The 23,429-nt window shown below is 31.5% G+C and carries 12 protein-coding genes; 4 read left to right on the top strand and 8 right to left on the bottom strand.

The annotated features are described in order from the left end of the window. Positions 1 to 3 precede the first annotated feature (3 nt). The 3 genes from JOP69_RS01800 (at position 4) to JOP69_RS01790 (ending at position 3,869) form a co-directional block, all read left to right on the top strand. Positions 4 to 1,560 (top strand): L-fucose/L-arabinose isomerase family protein, encoded by a 1,557-nt coding sequence (locus JOP69_RS01800; protein WP_203393146.1) that lies wholly within the window; start codon positions 4 to 6, stop codon positions 1,558 to 1,560. Between the two features lie 9 nt (positions 1,561 to 1,569). Further along, positions 1,570 to 2,424 (top strand): class II fructose-bisphosphate aldolase, encoded by an 855-nt coding sequence (locus JOP69_RS01795; RefSeq protein ID WP_203393147.1) that lies wholly within the window; start codon positions 1,570 to 1,572, stop codon positions 2,422 to 2,424. A gap of 248 nt (positions 2,425 to 2,672) precedes the next feature. Next, positions 2,673 to 3,869, top strand: coding sequence for an IS256 family transposase (locus tag JOP69_RS01790; RefSeq protein WP_215602623.1), 1,197 nt, complete (start codon positions 2,673 to 2,675; stop codon positions 3,867 to 3,869). Positions 3,870 to 3,940: 71 nt separating this feature from the next. Here the strand turns inward: JOP69_RS01790 and JOP69_RS01785 are convergent, their stop codons facing one another. Next, positions 3,941 to 6,859, bottom strand: a complete 2,919-nt coding sequence (locus JOP69_RS01785; RefSeq protein ID WP_203393853.1) for a glycoside hydrolase family 2 TIM barrel-domain containing protein — start codon at positions 6,857 to 6,859, stop codon at positions 3,941 to 3,943. Between the two features lie 366 nt (positions 6,860 to 7,225). Between JOP69_RS01785 and JOP69_RS01780 the strand changes: the two genes are divergently transcribed. Next, the gene (locus tag JOP69_RS01780; RefSeq protein ID WP_203393852.1) at positions 7,226 to 7,525 is read left to right on the top strand and encodes a hypothetical protein; all 300 of its coding nucleotides are present in this window, start codon (positions 7,226 to 7,228) and stop codon (positions 7,523 to 7,525) included. 94 nt (positions 7,526 to 7,619) lie between these two features. Here the strand turns inward: JOP69_RS01780 and JOP69_RS01775 are convergent, their stop codons facing one another. The 7 genes from JOP69_RS01775 to JOP69_RS01745 all read right to left on the bottom strand — a co-directional run bounded on the left by JOP69_RS01775 (position 7,620) and on the right by JOP69_RS01745 (position 23,237). Continuing rightward, positions 7,620 to 9,173 carry a DUF4955 domain-containing protein gene (locus tag JOP69_RS01775; protein ID WP_203393851.1) on the bottom strand — a complete coding sequence of 518 codons (1,554 nt, stop codon included), beginning with the start codon at positions 9,171 to 9,173 and terminating at the stop codon, positions 7,620 to 7,622. Positions 9,174 to 9,220: 47 nt separating this feature from the next. Beyond that, entirely contained in the window at positions 9,221 to 10,315 is a 1,095-nt protein-coding gene (locus JOP69_RS01770; RefSeq protein WP_203393850.1) for an SGNH/GDSL hydrolase family protein, read from the bottom strand. A gap of 64 nt (positions 10,316 to 10,379) precedes the next feature. Next, the gene (locus JOP69_RS01765) at positions 10,380 to 13,214 is read right to left on the bottom strand and encodes a T9SS type A sorting domain-containing protein (RefSeq protein ID WP_203393849.1); all 2,835 of its coding nucleotides are present in this window, start codon (positions 13,212 to 13,214) and stop codon (positions 10,380 to 10,382) included. Positions 13,215 to 13,270: 56 nt separating this feature from the next. Then, the gene (locus JOP69_RS01760; RefSeq protein WP_203393848.1) at positions 13,271 to 15,739 is read right to left on the bottom strand and encodes a glycoside hydrolase family 2 TIM barrel-domain containing protein; all 2,469 of its coding nucleotides are present in this window, start codon (positions 15,737 to 15,739) and stop codon (positions 13,271 to 13,273) included. Between the two features lie 227 nt (positions 15,740 to 15,966). Continuing rightward, entirely contained in the window at positions 15,967 to 18,048 is a 2,082-nt protein-coding gene (locus tag JOP69_RS01755; protein WP_203393847.1) for a hypothetical protein, read from the bottom strand. 23 nt (positions 18,049 to 18,071) lie between these two features. Further along, the gene (locus tag JOP69_RS01750; protein WP_203393846.1) at positions 18,072 to 20,018 is read right to left on the bottom strand and encodes a RagB/SusD family nutrient uptake outer membrane protein; all 1,947 of its coding nucleotides are present in this window, start codon (positions 20,016 to 20,018) and stop codon (positions 18,072 to 18,074) included. Positions 20,019 to 20,033: 15 nt separating this feature from the next. Then, the gene (locus tag JOP69_RS01745) at positions 20,034 to 23,237 is read right to left on the bottom strand and encodes a TonB-dependent receptor (RefSeq protein WP_203393845.1); all 3,204 of its coding nucleotides are present in this window, start codon (positions 23,235 to 23,237) and stop codon (positions 20,034 to 20,036) included. Positions 23,238 to 23,429: the final 192 nt, after the last annotated feature.

The following is a 23,429-nucleotide window of genomic DNA, read 5'->3' as shown; positions in this document are numbered from 1 at the left end:
ATTATGGCAACAGATGTCTTAGAAAAACCCGTATTAAAACCTAAAGATTTAAATTTAGACATACTACAACGTAAAGGTGTGGTAGCTGAAGAAATGGAGAAACTTATTTGTAAAGCTCCAGAAAAAAAAGATGTAAAAATAGGATTAATTGGAATTGGTTTTGAACTACATTTCGATTGGAAAAAAGCAAAAGAATCTTATACAGAAGCTACAGAACAAATTAAAAGTGTATTTGGTTCTAACAATCAATTATTAGCTTTAAAAGAACCTATTCAAACTAAAAAAGCTGTATTAGAAGCCTTAAATAATTTTAAGACCGAAGATATGAGTGGCTTAATTATTTACCAGGCTTCTTACATCGCTGGTGATTTGGCTTTAGCTATAGGAAATTGGTTACGAGAAAACAAAATGCCTTTATTAAGTTGGTCTCATGATGAAGTTACAGGAGGAAGATTAACCGCTAACAGATTATGTGGACAAAACTTTTTACTAAACATCTTAAATTCTCTAGAAGTAAAATATTCTTGGGTTTTTGACAGACCAAAATCTAAACAACTAGATCTTATTTTAGACAAATTTATTAGAGTAGTAAGTGCAAAAAAAAGAATGCAACATGCCACCATTTTAATGGTTGGAGGTATGAGAGTTCCTGGTTTTTATGACTGCGAATTAAATGAAATGTCTATTAGCAAACATCTAGGTTTGGCTGTTGATAGAGTCGATATTGAAACTGTTTGGAAACATGGAGAACAATTTAAAAACGAAGATGTAGATGCCATTGTACAAAAATTGATTAATTCTAAGCTTTGTAAGTACCAAGGTGTAAGCAAAAGAGAATTGTTTTTATCTGTTCGTTTTAGTTTAGCCATTGCAAATTATGCTCGAGAAGGAGATTATATTGGAATTGCACTAAAAAATTGGCCAGAATTATTTGATAATTATCAAATTGCAGGGGATGGAGCTGGAGCTTTAGTACAAGATTTAGGAATTCCTGTTGCAGATGAATCTGATATGGGAGCTTTAATAACCATGGTTACTATGAATGAAATTAGTAACGGAAATTCATTACCTACATTAACAGACATGTCTATTCTTAATGATAAAGAAAATAAATTAGGAATGTGGCATTGTGGCGGTTCTTCTACAAGGTTGATGAGAAAAGGTACAAAGTTTGAAATTAGAAACCATAGTATTTTAGATAATTATGATGAGGAACAATCTTATGGAATGTTGCTAGAGTTTTTATTAGAAAAAGGAGACATCACAATTGCTAAATATCAATATCCTCACGCTTCTAGTATGCTTTCTTTTGAAGGTGAAATTATAGATTCTCCAATGCGATTTAGAGGTGCTTACGGAGAAGTATCTCCCAAAAATGAAAAAGCCTCAGCAATTGTTGGTACTATCTTAAGTAACGGATTAGATCACCATTGGATAATTGGAAGAGGTCATATACAAGAAGATCTAAAAGAATTTAATCATTGGGCAAACATAGAAAACCTGGAGTTTGTAATACCTGGAACAACAGGTAGAAGTATTCAAAAAAAACTTAACTATTAAAAATAAAACATGAAAAAACAAAATTTAATACAATTACAAAAGGACTATAGAGCTGCACAAAAATGTTTAATCGGGTTTAACGTAAACGACATTTACGATATGAAAGCTGTTGCTCTAGCTGCAGAAGAAGCAAATTGCCCAGTAATGGTAATGACCTATCCTCCGGTTGTAGAACTTAACTCTAGTTATTTATGCAAAAAAATGTTAGAAGGTATACAACCTTACACAAAACAACCTATTTATCTTCACTTAGATCATAGTGTTTCTGTAGATATGTGTAAAAAAGCAATTGATGATGGTTATGATTCTGTAATGATTGATGGTTCTCAAAAAAGCTTGAAAGAGAACATAGCTATGACCAAAGAAGTTACTAGATACGCAGAATCTTCAGGTGTTTTAGTAGAAGCTGAAATTGGTAAAATAATGGGAAGAGGTGTTGTTATTAAATCTGATGATGATTTCTTAGCAAGTGTTGCAGATGTAAAAGCAATTGTAGAAGAAGCAAACCCACATATTATGGCTGTAGGAATTGGTACCGCACACGGTTTTACTCCAACAACTCCAAAAATTCATTTTGATAGATTACTAGAAATAGCCGAAGCTATTCCAAACCCATTAGTATTACATGGCGGAACAGGAATCCCTGATTTAGACATTCAAAAGGCAATTACAATGGGAGTTGCAAAATTGAATGTAGGAACCATTGTTCATAGTACTTATATGAAAGAATTATATAAAGAAATGGGCAAAGATCTTAACGCTGCATATCCTCCATTTTTAATGAAAGATGTAATTCCTAGAATTAAAGATGTAGTTTTAAATAGATTAGAAGCTGTTAATTTTAAAAGCAAAGTTTTAATTTAAAAGGCACTGTCTCATAAACGTCCCAAAACTATTTAGAACACTTAAACCAATTTTTAGATTTCTTTGAAAACAGGATTAAATTATAAAAAATCTAATCCTGTAATTTCTATCTTACACACATTCTGTAGATAAAAGTGTCTAAAAATAATTTAATCAATGGGCACTGTCTCATAAAGTGTGTAAGTTTTAAAATCTCAGGTTAATTAATTAACTGAGATTTTTTTATTAATTTTAAATTTTACATACTTATGAAACCAGAAGACATTTTAAACGAAGATTTTTTAAAGCAATTTAAAAGCGGATCAGAACTTACTAATTTTTTAGAACAGCTTCATAAACGAGGCATAGAAAAGATCCTTGAGGGAGAATTAGATGCTCACCTAGATTATGATCGACATCAAAAAAGTAAATCAACTAATCTTCGAAATGGGTATACCAAAAAGAAACTAAAAACAACTTTAGGGGAGACAGAAATAAACGTTCCAAGAGACCGTGAAAGTTCTTTTAACCCAATGATTGTTAAAAAAAGAGAAAGTACTACAGAAGGTATAGAAAACATTATAATTTCCCTTTATGCAAAAGGGATGAGCAATAGTGATATAGAAGAACAAATACGAGAACTTTACGATTTTAACATCTCCACAAGTACTATATCAAGAATTACCGATAGTATCACCAATGATATTATAGCTTGGAAGAATAGACCTTTAGAAGCAACATATCTTATCGTTTGGATGGATGGAATCGTTTTTAAAGTTAGAGAAAACTCTAAAGTCATCAACAAAACCATTTACATTGCTGTAGGTTTGAGAACCGATGGTAAAAAAGAAGTACTTGGTTTATGGTTAGGGAAGAATGAATCTTCTGCTTTTTGGATGAGTGTTTTAACAGATATTAGAGCTAGAGGAACACAAGATATCTTAATCACAGCAACCGACAATTTAAACGGATTTACAGATACAATTAAAACTGTTTTCCCTAATTCTGTTACTCAAATATGTGTAGTGCATCAGATTAGAAACTCTTGTCGTTACGTTGTTTGGAAAGACAAAAAAGAGTTTACCAGAGACATGAAACAAATCTATACTGCACCTACAAAAGAAGCTGCAAAGGCATCCTTAAAAGATTTTAAAGATAAATGGGATTCTAAATATTCTTATGCGATTAAAAGTTGGGAAAATAACTGGGATGAACTTACCGTTTTCTTTGATTTCCCTATAGAAATAAGAACTATAATTTATACCACAAATCTTATAGAAAATCTCAACGGGAAAATTAGAAAATATACTAAAAACAAACTCTCGTTCCCAACCGATGAAGCTGTCATGAAATCTGTTTTTTTAGCACTGAGAGAAAGTACTAAAAAGTGGACAATGCCAATTAGAAATTGGGGAATTATACTTAATCAATTTTTAGCTATATTTGAAAACAGGATTAAACTATAAATAATTTAACCCTGAGTTTTTCAACTTACACAGATTTTAGGATAGTGTCAATCAATGTCATTTAGACTTCTTTAAAACTTGGTCCACTCACTAAGTTCAAAAGCATTTAACCAAACTCCTTTATTACCTTTTCCTTTAAAATTAATACTAACTGGATTTTTTCCGTCGGAAATAAAAGTAAATTCACTCATTCCTGGTAACTCCCACTGCATTTCTTTCCCTTCAGTTACATTAATTACCTGCTCCTTTTGCATAGCATCAGATGAAATAACAATTGTTTTTTCATAAGGTAATTTATGTATGTTTAACGATTTTAATTTATCCTTATTAGGATCCATCAAATCTGAATTAGTTCTTGGCGCATGATGCCATGTTTTTAACTTATAAATTCCTTTTGGTAAGTTTTCAAAAACAAGATTAACACCTTTATTATCTATTGCTATAACACCATCTCCATAAGCATAACCATATTTACCTATTACATTCATTTCGCCCAACCATCTGTTTACCCCAGATTTTGTTCCTTTTTCAATTTTTACTGTTGCATCTTTAAATGATTTCATTTTATAAGAATTATCAGCTTCATCTTTACCGTACCAAGGGTTCCATCCAAATTGAAGCAACTGATCTGACGCTCCTAAATCTACACGTTCCCATTTAAAATCATAAATACGTTTTGCCTTATTTAAAATTTCGTTGTTAGAAAAAGACACCAAATCAACGGAACTACTGGCAGATTTTAAACCTTTACATTTTGCCGTAACAGTAATACTTCCTACAGTATTTCCTGCCTTAATTAATGCCGGAGCAATACCGTATTCCGTAAACATAGGATTTGCATTTATATCAATTTTATCACCAATTACAGAAGCGTCTCCCTTAACTAAAAACTTAATTAAATGTTTGGTATCTGGCACTACCGTACCATTTTCATCAACCACTGTTGCATATGCTAACAATATATCTGATCCGTTGGCTTTAAATTCTCGTCCAACAGTATCTAATTTTAATTGAAGTGCATACGGCTTTCCTGCTGTTCTTTTATAGGTTTCAATTGTTTTACCATCTTTAAAAGTCCCTCTTGCTACTAAATTACCCGGTTTGTATTCTAAATTTTTAAAATGAAATGGAGCATGTTCTAAACCATCATAAATAGTATCGGTACTTGGTTTTAATCTTTCTATTTTTTTTCCGTTCAATAATAATTCAACTTCATCAGCATTACTATACACCGTAATATTTTTTGTACCTTCTGTCCATTCTTCTTCAATATCTATAAATGGTTTCTTTACTAATTCAGACTTATACCATTCTAAATTAGGTCTAGGGTTTCTAAAAATAGTCATCATACCACTTCTAGTTCTATCAATCTTACTTTTTGCTTTGTTATGCGTTGGATGAAAAGTATAATAAGCATGCGCTGTCCAAGAAATCAACCCTGTCATTAACGGATCCTTTTTATAAGGTGCTACTCCTGCAGCTCCTCGAATACCTTCCATTGCAAAAATAGGCTCTGATCTGTCCCAAATAAAAGCACCATAAAGCATGTTTGCATTAATATCTGTTAAACCAGAAGTTTGCCAACCTGTCCAACGCGCTCCTTGAGATGCAGTAAGCCTGGTAGGATCTTCTTGTTTTATGGTATTATGAACTCTTGGAACATACCCACGATGATTTACACCAGCACCCCACATAACTACAGAAGCATGGTTTCTATGATTTCTAACCATCGTACGTGCTGCACTTTCTAAGTTATTCCACCAAGCGTTATTATCAGAAATTGAAACCCATGTTGGCGCTTCTTCATATACTAAAATTCCTAATTCATCACACGCTTCTAATAGCGCATTATCTTGCGGATAATGCGCTGTTCTCATAACATTGAATCCATATTCTTTAAATTGCAACATGTCTTTGTAATGTAAAGAATTAGGAACAGCATCTCCTATATACGGATATTGCTGATGCCTGTTTGCTCCAATTAATTCAATAGGTTCATTATTTAAAATAAAACCTCTTACTGGATCTAGTTCAAATTTTCTAAGACCTATTTTCGTTTCTACATAATCAATTTCTTTTCCATCTATCTTAACAACACTATTTATTCTGTATAAATACGGATTGTCTATGCCCCAAAAATGAACATCATCCTCTAAACTGCCTATTTGGTTAAATTGATATTCTTGACCTGGCAATATTTTAGAAGTATCTTCTAAATGCAAAACAACAATACCTTCTTTATTGATGATTCGTGTTACTAATTTGCAAATAACCACTGTATTTTTTTCATTCTTAACAGCAGTTTTAATATCAATCGTAGCATTTTTGTTTACAGGATCTATGGTTGGCGTTGTGATGTTTACTCCTGAATTTAATGTTTCCCAATTAAAAGTAACATGCACATTATTTGTTTCTACTAAATACACATCTCTATAAAGTCCGCTAAATTTCACATAATCAAAAGGTCCTGGATCTGGAGGAATAATTTCATTTCTTCTATTATCAACTAAAAGTGTCACTTGATTACTTGAACCTTTATTTACAAAGTTTGTAATATCAAAATGAAATGGTGTATACCCACCAACAGCATGTTGTCCTACATGTTTTCCATTTATCCATAAATCGGTTACTTGATGAGCTCCTTCAAATTCTAAAAAGACTTTCTTATTAGAATTACCAACTGTAATATCCTTTCTATACCAGCCCACATTTCTATGAAATACTAATTGTGTTTTTTCATCCTCTAAACCATCTAAGGTTAAAGACGTCAATTTTAAAGTATGTGGCACATTAACTTGTTCCCAATTGGAATCATCTAAATCTGCATCATAATTTTTAGCATCTGGATTTCCTAATTGAAACTTCCAATTTTGATTTAAATTAATTTTAGTTCGATCTGTATTTGGAAAACCAAATGGCAATTCTTGAGCTTCCATTTTAAAAACAAAAGATAAAACACATAGAAAACTAATAATTATTGATCGAAGCATATTGTAAATTTTATTTATTTAACTTTTGTAAAAATATTACATACTTTTTTCTTCATTAAACACAGATGTTCTTAATAAAGAAACAAAGTACTAATAATAACAATTTACTGTAAAAACGTTGAGAAATATATTGTATAAGTAATAATTTATATTTTAAAACTCTGTAAATAATTAATTACTAAATTATTTTCATTGAGCTCACTCTAAATAAACCTTTCTTATTATTAAAAGATAAGAAAGAATGCTACCTCAAAAATTATAATTAAATGTACAATAGTATTCCTAATTAGAATATTTGTTCTATTGTTATGGGACAAATAAAGCTATATTTACAACAATCTAATTATTAATTAAAACAACCTAAAAATGAAAAAATTAGTACTATTTGTATTCGCTTTAATGCTTACTATTTCAATCAATGCACAAAAAAAGACTTTTGAAGGAGCTATAAAACATGCTGGCTTAACGCAAGTTGAAACACAAAATGTAATGAAATCTTATAATAAAAAAGTAAAAGCTATTAAAGCCATTAGAAAAGAAAAATTATCTAAAGAAGATGAAAATGCTAAAATTAAAGAAGCTAAAAAGACTTCTACAGCTGAAATTAAAGCTTTAATAAGTAAAGAAAAACAAAAAGCAATGAACCTATATTGGCAAAAGAAGTAATATTATTACTTAAATATAAACCATATAAAAAAGACAAACTTTTAAAAGAGTTTGTCTTTTTTTATTCATTAAAACATATACGCACTCATTAATCTTACATCTTCTTCTTTACATCAATAATCCAATCTGGTAATTTACCTAAACGTAATTTTAATTGTTCTTCAAACAAGGATTCTGGTTTTACAGGTGTGCCTAAACTTTCTAAAACCTGAACTTCATCTTCTTTAAAAGTGGTTCCGCTTCCATGAAAACCAACTATAATTGGAGGCACAATTCTCCAATATGAACTATTTGTAGCTATAAATCTAAACTCTTTTTCTGCTTCATCAATTTCATTAAAATTCCACAATACTAAATTTTTACCATGATTAGGAAGATTCAATCTTGCGCCTCCTGCTCTACCTTGAAAAAAACCACCTTTTACGTTGTCAAATAATGTATTTCTTGGTTGTGAAGCATGAGATTCAAAACACGTATGAGCCGCATACTCCGACCTCCAAATAACTGTATTAGAAGTACTCCCACCGCCTACTCCAAATGAATGATGCATGCCAGCTTTATCCTTAGAATTTGCAATTAAAATTCCCGTTGAACCTGTGGCATGAACCGCGCTATGACCAATATTTCCTTCAATAGAAATATTTATGGCCGTAGACGCTGCTGCGGATGAAAATGTGGCACATCTATTCACGTTTTTAAAAACACAATCTTTTAACCAAGAATCTGTTACTTCAGAAATTGTTAAAATACTCCAACCACCATCATGTTGTGGAGATTTATGATGCACAAACTTTTTGAGCCAATTTCCCTCAAACGTTAGATTCTCAAAACCAATGTGGTTTAGATTTTCAAACGTACTTACGGTCCAATTGTATTTGGCTTCTATGGTATAATATATTGGTTCTTTTAACGTAATTGTATTCCCATGTACTTTAGAAACCTTATGATGCTCATTAACTTGTACACCTTTTTTAATTATTGCATTCCATTTTGGGTCTGGTTTTAAAGGATAAATATCTTGCTTCACAAAGTCTTTATCGTTGTTTAAAACTGCGATTGTTATCCAATCTCCACTTTTAATTTTTGAAGCATCTTCAACTTCAATTTTAAAAGTTCCTTTAATTGAGTTTTTAGCAATTCTAGTTAATTTTTTAGTTCTCCTTTTTGCTTTTACTTTTATTGCACTAGGAACTGACCATAATTTATTTGAATCTGTTGGAGGTAAATCGTTTTCAAAAAATAAAATTGTAGTATTCTTATCTTCTCCTCTAAATACAATCTTTGAAGAGGTTATTAAAATGATACTATCATCATCTTCATTCGTATTTATGTAATACGTCCCTTTAGGAAAATAAACAATTCCTTCTCCATTTTCTGATGCCGCTTTTATTGCATTCTTTATGGCATTTTTATCCGATATTTCATCATTAGGAATCGCACCAAAATTAGTTACATCAAAAACTTTAAAAGCTACATTTGGTATTGCTTCTTCACTATATTTATAACCGACATACGAGAAATCTGGTAAAATAGCTTCTGTATTATTTATTTTTGATTTTTTAAAATCTTCCCAAACAGCAGATTTCTGCCCCTGACAATTTGCGAAAACAATCAACAAAAAAAATGTTGCTAAATTTCTTTGTATCATTAGTATAGGTTTTTATTTTTTAACGAATAAGAACTTCTAAAAACAATCTACTTAACTAATATACTGCTTTTTATAAAGGTTATTAATTGATTCGCCATTACATTATGATCTTTAACTCTTGGGTGTTTTTTAGTCTGTTTATAGGGTACAAAACAAGTATAAACCTTTTTATCACCTAAATCATTCACCGCTTTAGTAACATAATTTGGCCAAGGAGAATTTTCTTTTGTAATATCCATATCACCCAATAAACAAACGATAGAAGCATTGGCATAATGAGTTCTAATACTTTTTATAAAGTTTGAATACGCTGCTATAATTTCTTTTTCTGTTGGTTTTTTGTTGCCAAAACGTCTTTTAAATTCTTCATGCTTTGGTCTATTTAAAATCCAACTATCATTTTGAAATAAATTTACAACAACAATATCTGGTTGCTTTTTTGAGAAATCCCATTTGCTTTCTGAGTCATTAGGGTTCAATCGATCATACATTTCTGGCATAATCATATTAAACCAACTAACGGTAACTCCAATTCCACTTCTAGCAATACAAGCATACGATGCATTTAAATTACGCGCCGTAATTGCTGCATAAGAATTGTAATTGTTTGTTACATTTCCATCATTTCTATCTTGTCCAGAATCATAATCTTCATTTCCATGCCCCACAGTAATAGAATCTCCATAGAATTCTATAAATAATTTCTTTGGATTGTCTGGCGCTAAAACAGTTCCGTTAAGTTCAAAACCATAAAACCACGTTGTACCATAAGTCCATTCGTTACGCTTTGTCAGTTCTATACTATGTGCTTTGTTTTCTAAATTTTCTGCTAAAGTATAGGTTGATAATCCTTTCTTTAGTTTTAATACATCAATAGGTTTTCCGTCTAAAATAACGTTAAAGTAATTGACTCCATTTTCATCATTTAAAACTACTTTAAGAGCTGTTCCTTTAAAGTTCAACTTAATGGAGGAACCAGACCAATAAATTTCTTTCGCTTTTTCTTTCGGATTCTCTCCTATTCTACCTTCAAAAACAATGGATTTATCATTATAATTTATTTTCGAGACTTCAAGTAATTTAATTGACTTACAAGAGATTACTAAAAATAAAATGAATACATATTTTATTGACGATTGCATAAAAAACTATTTTTAAATTGATACCCCAAATTACTAATTTGTTTCTAGCTATAGGATGAAAGATCTACTTCTTTAAAACCTTTATGTTTTCTGATTTTGTTGATGATTTAACAGACAAAATATACATGCCTTTAGCAAGATTAGTTGTATTTAAAGTTACTTCATTATCCTGAACAGATTCCGTTTTAGAAAACACCAATCCACCTAAAATAGTATGTAATTTGATTGTAACGGTTTCACTGTTCTTATCATTAAAAACTAAATTAATACTGTCTGTAAACGGGTTTGGATAACTCTTCTGATTATTTAATATGTTTATATCTCCTACTTTTAATGAAGAATCTGAATCATCATAAACACCTCTAGTCCAACCACTTCCTTTTAAAGCACACCAAAAGACATTTTCATCATTAGGATCTGGTTTTAAATCTGTTATGGTATCTGGTTGCCCTAAATTTTTATTTATTTTAAGCCAAGTTAAACCACCATCTCTAGATAAATATGCCCCAGGGTTGTAGGTTGTTGCTCCTTTGTTTTCGTGTTGAAGAGGTACATTAACCGTAATTAAGTTTGAATTTATTAGAGAAACTTCCGTTTGCCAAACATACGGCATGTCAAATATTTTCTCCCAAGTTGTACCCGTATCTTTACTTCTCCAAACTCCACCTTCGGAAAATGTTCCTTCAGATCTTCCGCAAGAAATAAAAATATGGTTTGTATTTCTATCGATAAAAACGTTATTTACCGATTTTATTTCTGTAGGAATTGAAACTTTAGTCCAGTTACTTGCTTTATCTGTAGATTTATACAAACCTCCTTTAGTTCCTGTTGGGCCTTCATTTAAAGCCGCATAAAGTACCGACGAATTGGCTGGGTCCATTTTTAATCTTCTAACACTAAATCCTTCTGGAAAACCATTATTCATCGTAGACCAGGTTTTTCCTTCATCAGCACTTTTTATAACACCAAGCGTTGTAAAATCTGCGGGAAGTAACTTGCTAGATACTTCTGCAATTGGTTTAGACATCACACAAAAATAAATATTTGCAGGATCGTTTGGATCTATAGTTAACGAATATTGAAATATATTATCACTAGATAAATTACCACCATAAGCCAATGGAAAAGATTCGTTCTCCCAAGTTTTACCAGCATCTATAGATTTTCTAAAATACCCTCTATGATTTTGTCTAAACTGAAGTGTATATATGATATTCGGGTTATTTGGATGAACTGCTACAGAAGCAATAGAATGTGCTCCTTTATCGTTATTCTGACCTTCAATTTGCTCTACAGCATAGGCTTTATCATCTTCATAAGTGCCTAAACTTGCTGTTTGCCACAAACCATGTTCTCCACTACAAAAAAGATATCTATCTTCTATACCCGTTTCCAATAACATAAAACGTCCTGGTAAATTACTATCGCCTCTTGCAACCCAATGTTTACTTCCTATTTCGGTTTCATAATCATCAACTTGATGCCAAGAAGTACCATTATTGTTAGATCTCATGGTTTGTTGATCTAAACAAATAAAGACTTCTCCATTTGCATTTATTTCTAAAAATCGATTTCCAAACGTTTCTTCATTCTCCGTCTTTTCGTCATGCAAATGTGCAAATGTTGTATTTTGACCTGTAGTTGTATTTTTTGATGCCCAATAGGTTGCGTCTTTATTACTATTCCAATAGCTTCCCGTTTTTGTTGTCGTACTCCAATTTTGACCTCCATTTGTTGTTTTCCAAACATCACCTGGTAAAAAAGAGTAATCATGTTTTACATTATGAGAAATATAAATTTCATCTTTATTTAAAGGATTTACCACCAACCTGTTTAAAACAGGCAATGTATTTGTTGGATAATCTGGATACATGCTTTTAATATCGCTTGTACTTTTACCAAACCAATATCCAATAGTTTTCCAATATTTTTGTTGCGCTTGATAACTATTTATTTGACTTAAATCAAAACTAAAATCACCTGTAATACTTGTCCAATTTTGACCTCCATCTATACTTTTAAAAATTCCACCTTTGGCATTTGTAGTAGTACCGTTGCCTTCAAAAAAAGTTTGTTCAATCAAATACAAAATATATTCTCCGGTCGTTTTATCGTAAAAAGAAGTCATATCACGAGGTAGATTATTAGGCAAACCAGCTCCACTGATACTCCAATTATCTCCTTTATTGGCACTTCTATACACACCAGCATTTGTTGCCATAATTATATTGTCCGAATTCTTAGGATCCACAATAATTCTTCCAATATCTAACGTAGCTGGTAAATCATTTTTTTTCTTTTGCCAAGAAACCCCTCTATTGGTACTTCTAAATACCTGACCATAATCCGAATATTTATAAACATAGCCTAATAAATCACTTTGCTTTCTGTGGTTTGCTTTTACATTCCAAAAATCTCCTCCACCAATATACCAGTTATTATCGTTTGAAGGATCTACAGCAAGTTCTGCATGTTTCCCTCCCATATCTCTTACAAAAGTCCAAGTTCTACCCCTGTCTGTTGTGTTAAAAAGCTCGCCTCTTACATCAATAGCATACCCAAAATCAGCGTCTTGATGCGAAAAAACAATAGACTGAATTCTTCGCATTGCTTTACCATTGCCATCATAATCTTTAATGGTTTGCCAAGATTTACCATTATCCCAAGAACCGTAACTATTGTACATATCTGGCGACATAAACATGACATTTACATCCGTAGGATGACACCAAAACTCTTCACAATAACCAGCCATTCCTGGACCAACTTGTTTCCAATCTAACTTATCTGAAGAAATTACTTTTTCTGTTTGAAGTTTTTTAAAATATTCCGTATCCAATTGTCCGAAAACAGAATTTGATAAAAACAAAACAAACGTAAATTTTAAAATAGCTTTCATTAAACAAGTATTTTTAGTGATATGAATTTGACTTATTACAGTGTATAATTACTAAATTATTTTTCTGAGTTAAATGATACAACCGCAGATTCTAAACCTTCGGAAGAAGCTGTAAACTGAATATTTCCTGCTGTTTTTGTAGTTTTAATAATAGCCAAACATTTACTATTAAATGCCTTTCGTTCTTTTGCTTGAAAAGAATCGTGACTAAAATTATCTCCATTTCCAACACCAATTAACGTAGCTTCTCCATCAATAGAAAATTGAATTAAATTGTCTGCTTTTGGCACCACATTTCCATCTTTATCTAGAATAGTACATTCTATATAGGCCAAATCTTTATCATTCGCTTTTAAGTTTGTTCTTCTTACAAAAATTTCAATTTTTGCCGCTTTACCAGCCGTTTTTACTTCTTTAGTTGCAATTTCTTTTCCGTTTTTATAAGAGATTGCTTTTAAAGCTCCTGGTTTATATATAACATCCCAAGATTGATATTCTACATCCTTTAAATTGTTGGTTTTCTTTCCTAAAGATTTTCCGTCTTGAAATAATTCTACAGTATCTCCATTCGTGTAGGCATACACTGTAACTTTTTTACCTTCCATACCTTCTAAATTCCAATGCGGAAAAATATGCACCATTGGTTTATCTGTCCATTGAGATTGATAAAAATAATATCCATCTTTAGGAAAACCACACAAGTCAATTGGAGCAAACGATGATGAGCGTGCAGGCCATCCAAAAGGAATTACTTCCCCTAAATAATCCCAACCAGTCCAAATAAATTGTCCCATAATGTTGTCTCTATTCTTGATATCTTTCCAAGCTTGTACACCTCTAAAACCAATAAGTTCTCTAGTTTCAACCCAATCGTAAGATTCTTTAGATTTGTAATTTAATTTATCCCAAAAAGCCTTTTTTTCATCACCATATAAATACGTACTTCTTGGATAATAAGATTGCGCAGAGGCACATTCTGTAACCACGCCCATTGCATTTGGCGCAATTTCGTTTTCTCTATCTAATCCATTTTCTTTGATGTAATTGTACCCACGAATATCACTCGTTTTTGCGGCTGCTTCACTAGGCCAAGCATCCCAACCATACCCAATTAATCCGTTTGTTACAGGTCTGTCATCTAATTTATGAATAATGTCAATTAAACGATTTGCAATTGGCACTCCTTCATCCGTTTTCATTTGATCAATTTCATTACCAATACTCCACATAACTACAGATGGATGATTCCTGTCTCTTAAAACAAAATCTGTTAAATCTTTATCTGCCCATTCTTTAAATTTATCAGCATAATATTTTACAGGAATACGTACTTTTTTTCCATCTTGAACCGTGGCAGGTTCTTTTACAATTTCCCATTCATCAAAAACTTCATTCATGACTAAAAAGCCCATTTCATCACAGATATCTAAAAATTCTGTAGAAAAAGGATTGTGTGATGTTCTTACGGCATTACACCCCATTTCTCTTAAAACCTCTAACTGACGTTCTATTGTTCTTCTATAAATAGCAGAACCTAAAGGACCACCTGCATGATGCAAACAAACTCCTTTTAATTTTATTTGTTTTCCGTTGATAGAAAAGCCTTTGTCTTTATCATAACCTAAATCTCTAATTCCTGTTTTAGTATTTTCTTGTCCTATTAAAGTTCCGTTTTTGAAAATATCAACTTGTACTGTGTATAAATCAGGAGTTTCTGGAGACCATAATTTAGGATTCTCAATATCTAAATCAACTTTAATTTCTTTGGATGAATTTCCTTCTAATTTTATATTTTCTTCGGAAAAAGCTACCACAATTCCGTCTTTTAAAACACTTGTTTTAGCAACAACTTCTTGTCCTTTTGTATATTCTGTTTCAACTGTAAAAACAGCATTTACAGTTGCATTTTCTTTAGAAATACTAGGAGTTGTTACATACAAACTCCAATTTGGTATAAATGTTTTTTGTTTAATTTTTAAAGTTACATCTCTATAAATACCTGTTCCTGTATACCATCTAGAACCTGGTTGTGCAGAATTATCTAAAGTAACTGTTAATACGTTTTTTTTATCAAAATTAATATACTTAGTTAAGTCATATTCAAAACCAATATATCCCATTGGTCTGTATCCTACTTTGTTTCCATTAATATAAACTACAGAATTTCTGTAAGCTCCATCAAAATAAACAAAAACTTTACTATCTTTTTTATTTGCAGTTACATCAAACGTTTTTCTATAGGTACTTTTACCCGTTGGCAACCAACCTCCTCTAGAAAAAGACGGGTTGTCTTTAGAAAAAGGACCTTTAATACTCCAGTCATGAGGTACTTTTACGGTTTCCCAAGTGGTATCATTAAAATCGGGATTTATTGCTGCTTGTACATCTTCTTGAATAAATTTCCAACCTTCATTAAAATTAATGTGCTCTGGCTTTGTATTTGTTTCTGAACAAGAAATAAAACTGATGATAAAGAAGAGTCCTAAAAATAATTTATTTGTTGTTGAAATTAAAATCTTGTTCATATATACTTTTTATAAAGTTAATTAGCTTGAAATTCAAATTTATAATTACTGTTTAGATATCCTTATAACAAATGTTCTTTATAACGACACTTTTGATTATAGAAACGATTTTATCTTTTCTTATTTTATCCTCATAGTAAAGATTAATGCTACTAATATGTAAAAAACCTCCATTTGAAAATCAAATGGAGGTTTTAAGCCTAAATAATCTAAATTATTTTAAATATTTATGGTCTTTCGTCTACTAGTTGAATAACTAAATTATCTAGATAGATATCTGACCAATTGTCCCATGCAGCTAATTGTCTTATTTTAAAATTATTATAAATTGCATTGGTTCCTGTATTAAATACAACCTCTTCATCAAACCAAGTATTAAGATTTGATGGATCCGTTATATCTCTATTGAACGCAAAATTTTCTTTAGAACCTCCAGATTGTATTCTAACGAGACTATTACCTGTTTTAGTAGATGTAATAGCAGCATCATCCGTAATATATTTCTTAAACTTAATTCTATACTCCGTATTAGATGTTAATGAATATTCATTTACAGACTCAATCATTGCATTATTATTGTTAAACACTTGCAAATGCATTGCTTTACCTGTTGCAGAGCTAAGTGAAGGAGTTACTGTTTCTGCATTCGCATCTGCTATAGTACTAAGTCTTATCCAGTCAACACCAAAATCTGTTTCATACATCCCAATATCTCCAAGAATGTTATTATCATCATAATCAACTGTTACAGCCCCAAATGCGTCTATTAATCCACCTCCAGCAGAAGTTAGATCACTTGTTCCATCACTAGAAATTGTAATAAGATCATCTCTATATAATTCAACATCTAATTTAAATCTCAATATTTTAGAATTATTAGAATCTACAGATATAGAGGTAATATTAACAGGAATATCTACTCCTGCTCCTAATTTACTGGTTACCGTAACTGTAAATCCTTTAGAAATATCAGCAACTTGATCTATACTATCCTCACTCATATTCTGACTAAACAAAACTAATAATTCATCAGTATCAAAATCTTTTGTAACATTTTGTTTTTGCTGAACAGGAGAAGGTACATAAACCTCAATTGGTTCATCAGTAAAAGTTTGTAGCACACGTTCATCTAAAGACATTAAAGTTGTTCCAGTATAGGATACTGTAACAGTTTTACTTGCATCTGCTGGTACCAAATCTGTTGTTAAACTAAGTACAATTCTACCTATTGGGTTACCATTAAGAGACGCATTGGTTATAGACACAGATTCAACAGGAATCACAGTTCCATCTACCTTAACAGTAAAGTCTGCTGAAAGATCTTCATCAATAGCTGCTAAACGAGAACTAATTGGTATCATAATACGATTATCATCTGTCTCAACAATATCTTCCCCGTCAATTAACATTAAATCTTCTGCTAAAGAAACTACCGTAAATATTGTAGGAATATCATACGTATCTGAGCTTGCACCTAAATCATCATCTCTAGTTCTAGTAGATTGTAATTCTAACTGGTATTCGCCAAGTTTTGTAAATGTTAAAGTATCAACTACTCTTTGTGTAAAATCACCTTCTCTATCAAAATTAATCGTATTAGAATACGTACGGTCTTCTTCATTCTCTTCTAGAGTATGTAATCTCCATTTAGTTGCTTCTGGACGCGCATTATTATCTAATGAAAGCGCACTAAGGTCTTCTAAAATAATTTTATCACCATACTGAACAGTCATAGTAGCTGTATTTAGATGATCTAAAATAGTTTCATCTAAATATCTTAATTCTGGTTTAGCTACAACAGTATCATATACATCTATTAAATAAGTATATTCTGCAACCCATTTACCATCCATTCTCTCTGTTCTAATTGTGTCCGGAACAGGAAGCCCATCTGCGTAATCTATATAAAATTCAAACTCAGTAGAATCTTTAAACACACCATAGTACTTTACCTCCGTTAGAGAATCTCCTTTTTTAAACATTACATGTACTGTTTGATCCGTAGAAACAGTGTCTCCAGCATTTATAATGTACTCATCGTGGTTTGGTAAATTATTAGGAATTGGTCCTTGCAAGAAAAAAGCTCCTTCAGGAATAGTCCACTTACGATCTAAAGTACCCTGAGAGATATCTAAAAAGGAAAAGAATTTATTTACCTCAGCTCGCATATTGGTTGTATTTACTCCTGCGGATGTTAAGATATATAGATCTGAAACTTCTTCTCCAGGAGATTCATAATCCTGACTATTACATCCTATAAAGAAGAATAGCAACGTCAATACGTATAATATATTTTTTATGATTTTCATATTTAATAAATTTTATTCTTTTATTATTTGTTCCAATTTAAATTTGCATTTCTCTCATCTTGTGGAATAGGATAATAAGCATTTAGACTTTCAACGAAATTTTGAGAAGCTAAAAGACAATCTCTCAATGTTGGTTCTTTAGAAAATCCATTACCTTGATTTATTAATTTCCCTGGCTTAATAAGTGTGTACGTTGGCACCTCACCTGTAGGCAAAATATAACTTCTATATCTATGATTGTGTTTCCCATTAAGATTTTTTCTGTAATTCCATGAATCATATTCAAATTGTGCTAAGTAAACCAAACGCTCTTTCCAAACACCCCATCTTCTTAGATCTACAGTTCTTTGCCCTTCTAAACATAATTCTAAAGGCTTTTCTACAAAACGTAAATGGTCCATTAAGTTTTCTAAATTTACTGCTTCTTCACCGTTACTGTCATCTAAATCAATATCATTTAAATAAGTAGCTTCCCCTGCAAACTCTGCTTCATTTCCTAATAAATATAAATGAGAACGTTTTCTAATTTTATTGATATACAATAAAGCTTCAGATAAATTTCCTTTTTCAATCATACATTCTGCATACAATAAATAAATTTCTGCCAAACGAATAACAGGAATGTTAAGTTCAGATTTCCCTCTGTATTCCGTATCTTCTAGTTCACCCTTTCCTCCATTAGGAACATTCCAACTTGTAAATTTTTTCCAAATAGAAGTATTCGATTTAGAATGTGGACTTGCATCTGAATCATTACCGAATTCTCCTGAAGTAACACCATACATAGGTGAATCTGGTTCATCTACAATTGATATTGTACTTGCCATACGTTTACTATATTTTCTTAGTACATTTTCATCAAAAACTGGGTTATCGTCTGCATCTACTACTTGCTTTCCTGTAGCTGGGTCCCATTGAGGTCTATCTACGTAATTTGCAGGATCTGAAGGATCTGGTCTTTCTGCTCTAAATGCTAAGTTTAACCATGATGACATAACGTGATCATTAGAGTTATGCAAACGAGATGTAACTCTTTGAGACAAATCTTGTTCATCCGAACCTAAAAGATTCGCTAAACTGTAGTTTACTTCAAATATAGATTCTGAATTAAACTCCTGAATCCCTGTTAAACACTTCTCTAAATCATCTACCAAAGCGTAGTCATAATTGTCGATAACATTTTTTAAATATAATTCTGCGTTTACAAAATCATTGTCATTTATATAACTTTTAGCTATAAGTGCCTCACAAGCTCCACCAGTAATACGTCCTAAATTTCCAGCACCAACTTCTGATCTCCATAAATTGTAGGTTCCTGGTAAATTTTCCATTCCGTACTTTAAATCTTCTCTATAAAAAGCTTTAATTTCTTCTGAAGTAGAAAAAGTTTTCTGAAAATCATCAAATACCTTAGGTACCGTATTATATAATGGTAAAGAACCTTCATTATAAGAGCTATGTAATACGTAATAAAAATATCCTCTTAAAGCTCTTGCTTGCGCTTCTAAAAGAACACCATTAGCTACACTTTTTTCTCCATTAAAAGTCGGTTTTAATCTAGCATAAGCATCTAAAACTTGATTTGCTCTAAAGATACCTTTAAAACAAGCATCCCATTTATCTTGCACTTCATTGGTTGTTAAATCAAATGTTTGATCGTAAATAGGGTTTCCTGTGGTATTATTTCTAAAATTTCTAGGTGTAGCAATATCTGTACGCATAGGTTCTGTTAGTATGCCTTGAATATCCTCATTTCTTAATGCTGCATACGTAGCATTTAAACCTGCATCTAAATCTGCAGAATTTTTCCAAAAACTACTTGTTGTTAAGGCATTTGGATTTACTTGATCTAGTTCACTAGAACAGGCTTGAAATATAAACACAAGCCCTAATAGAGGAACTATTCTCTTTATAAGTGTATTTTTCATCTTTAAGTTTGTTTTTATGGTTTTTATCTTTACTATCTTCATCTCTTTCGTTTTAAATTAAAATTGAAGTTGAAGACCTAATTTGTATTGAGAAGATACTGGGTATCTACCTCTATCAATACCCCTAGTACTTAAACCATTACCACCTACCTCTGGATCGAAACCTGTGTATTCGGTAAATGTTAAAAGGTTTTGTCCTTGTACATAAATTCTAAATTTACTAAGACCTATACTTTTTAAAGCTTTTTTAGATAAAGAATATCCTATAGCAACGTTACGTAATCTAACAAAATCTCCATCTTCTAAGAAGTAACTAGACCCACCTCTATAAGATGTACTATTGTTACCATTATGCCAAGGTATATCTGCTTCTGTATTTACCTCTGTCCAAGAATGAACCAAGTCTCTATGTACGCCACGTTGGTATGCATATGCTTTAGTACCATTCATTACTTTTCCTCCGAAAGCACCATACCATTGCATAGAAAGATCGAACCCTTTATAATCTGCAGTAAGGTTTAATCCTCCCTCCCAGTCTGGAGTACCACTTCCTGAATACACTTTATCATCATCATTAATTTCCCCATCACCTTTATCAGGAATACCATCACCATTTGTATCTACAGTTAGTTGATCAATATACATAAATTCTCCCATTTGTGCACCTGGACTAATTTTCTTATATTCTTCTAATTGTTCTTGTGTTTTAATAACACCATCTGTTTCTCTTAAGAAAAATGCAGCTGCTTCATATCCTTCTTTAAGTACACTTACCAATTCTCTTGTACCTCCTGTAGAAATATAACTATTATCTAAACGAACAATAGGGTTATTATCTGCTGTTTTTGTTACCACATTATCATTACTAGTATATGTACCAGACACAGACCAGTTTAAACCAGAGTTTCTACCTCTATGTTTATAATTTGCAGCATACTCAATACCTGAGTTTCTCATGTTTCCTATATTGAACACTGTACTACGATAATTACCAGAAACACCCGAAGAAGGAGAGTTTACAACTGGATATAATAAATCTTTTATTTCACTTCTATAAAAGTCTGAACTAAGTGTTAACTTGTTCTTAAAAAGTCCTAAATCAAAACCAAAATTTGTCTCTACTTTCGTTTCCCATCTTAAATCTGCATTCGCATATTCTAATTGAGTGGTTCCTAAAGCAGTGGTTTCTCCAGAAGGATTTGCTAAGTCTGAAGACGCATTTTTAGTTCCAAAAATATAATTTGCTCCAGGCTCTACTACAGATTGATTGCTATATAATGCAAATCTATCATTACCAGTAGTACCAACACCTGCTCTAAATTTAAATGAATTTACCACACTTTTCATAGGATCCCAAAAGTTCTCATCAGAGATATTCCAACCTACAGAAGCAGAAGGAAAGAATCCCCATTTTTTTCCATCACTAAACATAGAAGAACCATCATATCTACCACTAGCACTAATAAGGTATTTACCATCAAAATTATAGTTTACCCTTGCAATGTTTCCTATTAATGTTCTTGTATAGTCTCTACCACCAGATTCAATATTATAATCTATCTCATAATTATCTATCACTGTAATAGCAGAGTTTATATTATTTCTAACTTCTAAACTTAATCTTTCTTGTGTAGATCTCTCAAAAGAGGTACCTAACAATAAGTTTAAACTATGCTTACCAAATTTTTTATTATAGTTAAGAAATTCTTCTGATGTTAATTTAGAATTATCTGTTACCACTACTCTATGAGAAGTAATCGCCAATGGGTTCGTAATTAAATCACCATTTGTGTTAAAAATGTCAAACCTTGGTGCTATCTTAGTTTCTTTTCTATTAGAATATGTTGCTCCTAATCTAGCTGTAGCTTTTAAAGCTTTTGTTATGTTATACTCAACTTGAATATTACCTGTAGTAATGTTTGTATTATGCTTTTCTTCTGTTTTAAAAGCTCTAATATTATTCGCATTCTGTCTAGCATCATTTAATCTCCAATCATTATCAGGATCATCTGTACCAACTTCTGTAGCATTAGGTAATGATGAATCATCTAAATCAATAAGAGGTCTAAATACTTTATAATCAAATATTCTACTTACCATATTAGATAAAGGAACTAATTTTTGATCTCTTCTAAAATTTATTCCTGTAACAAACTTCCATTTCCCAGTAACAAATTGTGTATTAGCACGAATATTAAAACGATCTAAATTTGAATTGTAAACGACTCCTTTTTGTCCAAAATAATTCATATTTAAGCTATAAGTTAACCCTGCTTTTCCTCCAGATAAGTTTACTGAATGATTCTGAATAGCAGCATTATCATTTAATAAAACTTGTTTAATATCTGTATCATTAGTTAAGTAAGATCTATTTCTAGTGATTTCATACTCTACTCCTCCTTTTACTTTACCACTATTTATATATGCTTTAGTAAGATTAAAATAGCTAATCTGAGCAGTAGACATTGTATGAAACTGAGATGTTATGTTTTGTATACCATACTCAGTGTTTACACGAATATTCATTTGCCCTTCTTTACCTTTTTTTGTTGTAATTAAGATAACACCACCAGCACCACGTGTACCATATATAGAAGCAGAAGCTGCATCTTTTAAAACATCTACACTTTCAATTTCACTAATACTTAATCCAGGATCAGAATCAAAAGGAATACCATCTACTACAAACAAAGGTCCGTTTTGTCCGTCTAAAAGAGAACTAAAACCACGAATTAAAATATTAGATCCTTCTCCAGGCGCTCCAGAACTCGCTGTAACATTTACACCAGAAATCTGCCCTTGTAAAGCTGAACCAATATCTGCTGTTGTTGTTTTAGCTAAATCCTCTGCTTTTACTTGAACTACAGCACCAGTAACTTCTTTCTTTTTCTGAGTTCCATAACCAACTACAATAATTTCATCTAAAGCAGCTACGTCTGGTTCTAAAGAAACGTTTATGTTTTTATTGCTACCTATTTTTACTTCTTTTGAAGCAAAACCTAGATATGAAAAAACTAAAATCTTTCCTGGATTAACTTTTAGAACATAATTACCATCAAAATCTGTAACTGTTCCATTTTTTGCACCTTTAACGGCAACACTTGCTCCTGGCAGTGGATCTCCGCTTCCCGATACGACTCCTTTTACGGTTACTTTTTGTGCATGCACTGCGCTAATGCTTAAAAGTAATGTAAAAACTAAAATGACCGATTGAAATCGGAACTTCTTGAATTCTTTATTTTCAAGTAAATTAATTTTCATGTTTTTCTATTTTTGGGTTTATACTAAGCAAATATCAATTTATTGTACCCATTTAAAGGCTACAGATGTTCTATATGAGGAAACATATCGACTCTTTTAAAACAATAAAAACAACAACAAAACACTGTAAAACAGCGAATTAAACAAATACACAACTATTACCGTTATATAATTTTTATTAAATTAGTATAA

This window comes from Polaribacter sp. Q13 (assembly GCF_016858305.2).
Taxonomy (GTDB): domain Bacteria; phylum Bacteroidota; class Bacteroidia; order Flavobacteriales; family Flavobacteriaceae; genus Polaribacter.
This window is presented reverse-complemented; position numbering and strand designations above follow the sequence as displayed.

What these genes read in the sequence shown, in the direction of transcription:
- JOP69_RS01800 (WP_203393146.1), top strand. Translation starts at nt 4, where the DNA reads ATGGCAACAGATGTCTTAGAAAAACCCGTATTAAAACCTAAAGATTTA.
- JOP69_RS01795 (WP_203393147.1), top strand. Translation starts at nt 1,570, where the DNA reads ATGAAAAAACAAAATTTAATACAATTACAAAAGGACTATAGAGCTGCA.
- JOP69_RS01790 (WP_215602623.1), top strand. Translation starts at nt 2,673, where the DNA reads ATGAAACCAGAAGACATTTTAAACGAAGATTTTTTAAAGCAATTTAAA.
- JOP69_RS01785 (WP_203393853.1), bottom strand. Translation starts at nt 6,859, where the DNA reads ATGCTTCGATCAATAATTATTAGTTTTCTATGTGTTTTATCTTTTGTT.
- JOP69_RS01780 (WP_203393852.1), top strand. Translation starts at nt 7,226, where the DNA reads ATGAAAAAATTAGTACTATTTGTATTCGCTTTAATGCTTACTATTTCA.
- JOP69_RS01775 (WP_203393851.1), bottom strand. Translation starts at nt 9,173, where the DNA reads ATGATACAAAGAAATTTAGCAACATTTTTTTTGTTGATTGTTTTCGCA.
- JOP69_RS01770 (WP_203393850.1), bottom strand. Translation starts at nt 10,315, where the DNA reads ATGCAATCGTCAATAAAATATGTATTCATTTTATTTTTAGTAATCTCT.
- JOP69_RS01765 (WP_203393849.1), bottom strand. Translation starts at nt 13,214, where the DNA reads ATGAAAGCTATTTTAAAATTTACGTTTGTTTTGTTTTTATCAAATTCT.
- JOP69_RS01760 (WP_203393848.1), bottom strand. Translation starts at nt 15,739, where the DNA reads ATGAACAAGATTTTAATTTCAACAACAAATAAATTATTTTTAGGACTC.
- JOP69_RS01755 (WP_203393847.1), bottom strand. Translation starts at nt 18,048, where the DNA reads ATGAAAATCATAAAAAATATATTATACGTATTGACGTTGCTATTCTTC.
- JOP69_RS01750 (WP_203393846.1), bottom strand. Translation starts at nt 20,018, where the DNA reads ATGAAGATAGTAAAGATAAAAACCATAAAAACAAACTTAAAGATGAAA.
- JOP69_RS01745 (WP_203393845.1), bottom strand. Translation starts at nt 23,237, where the DNA reads ATGAAAATTAATTTACTTGAAAATAAAGAATTCAAGAAGTTCCGATTT.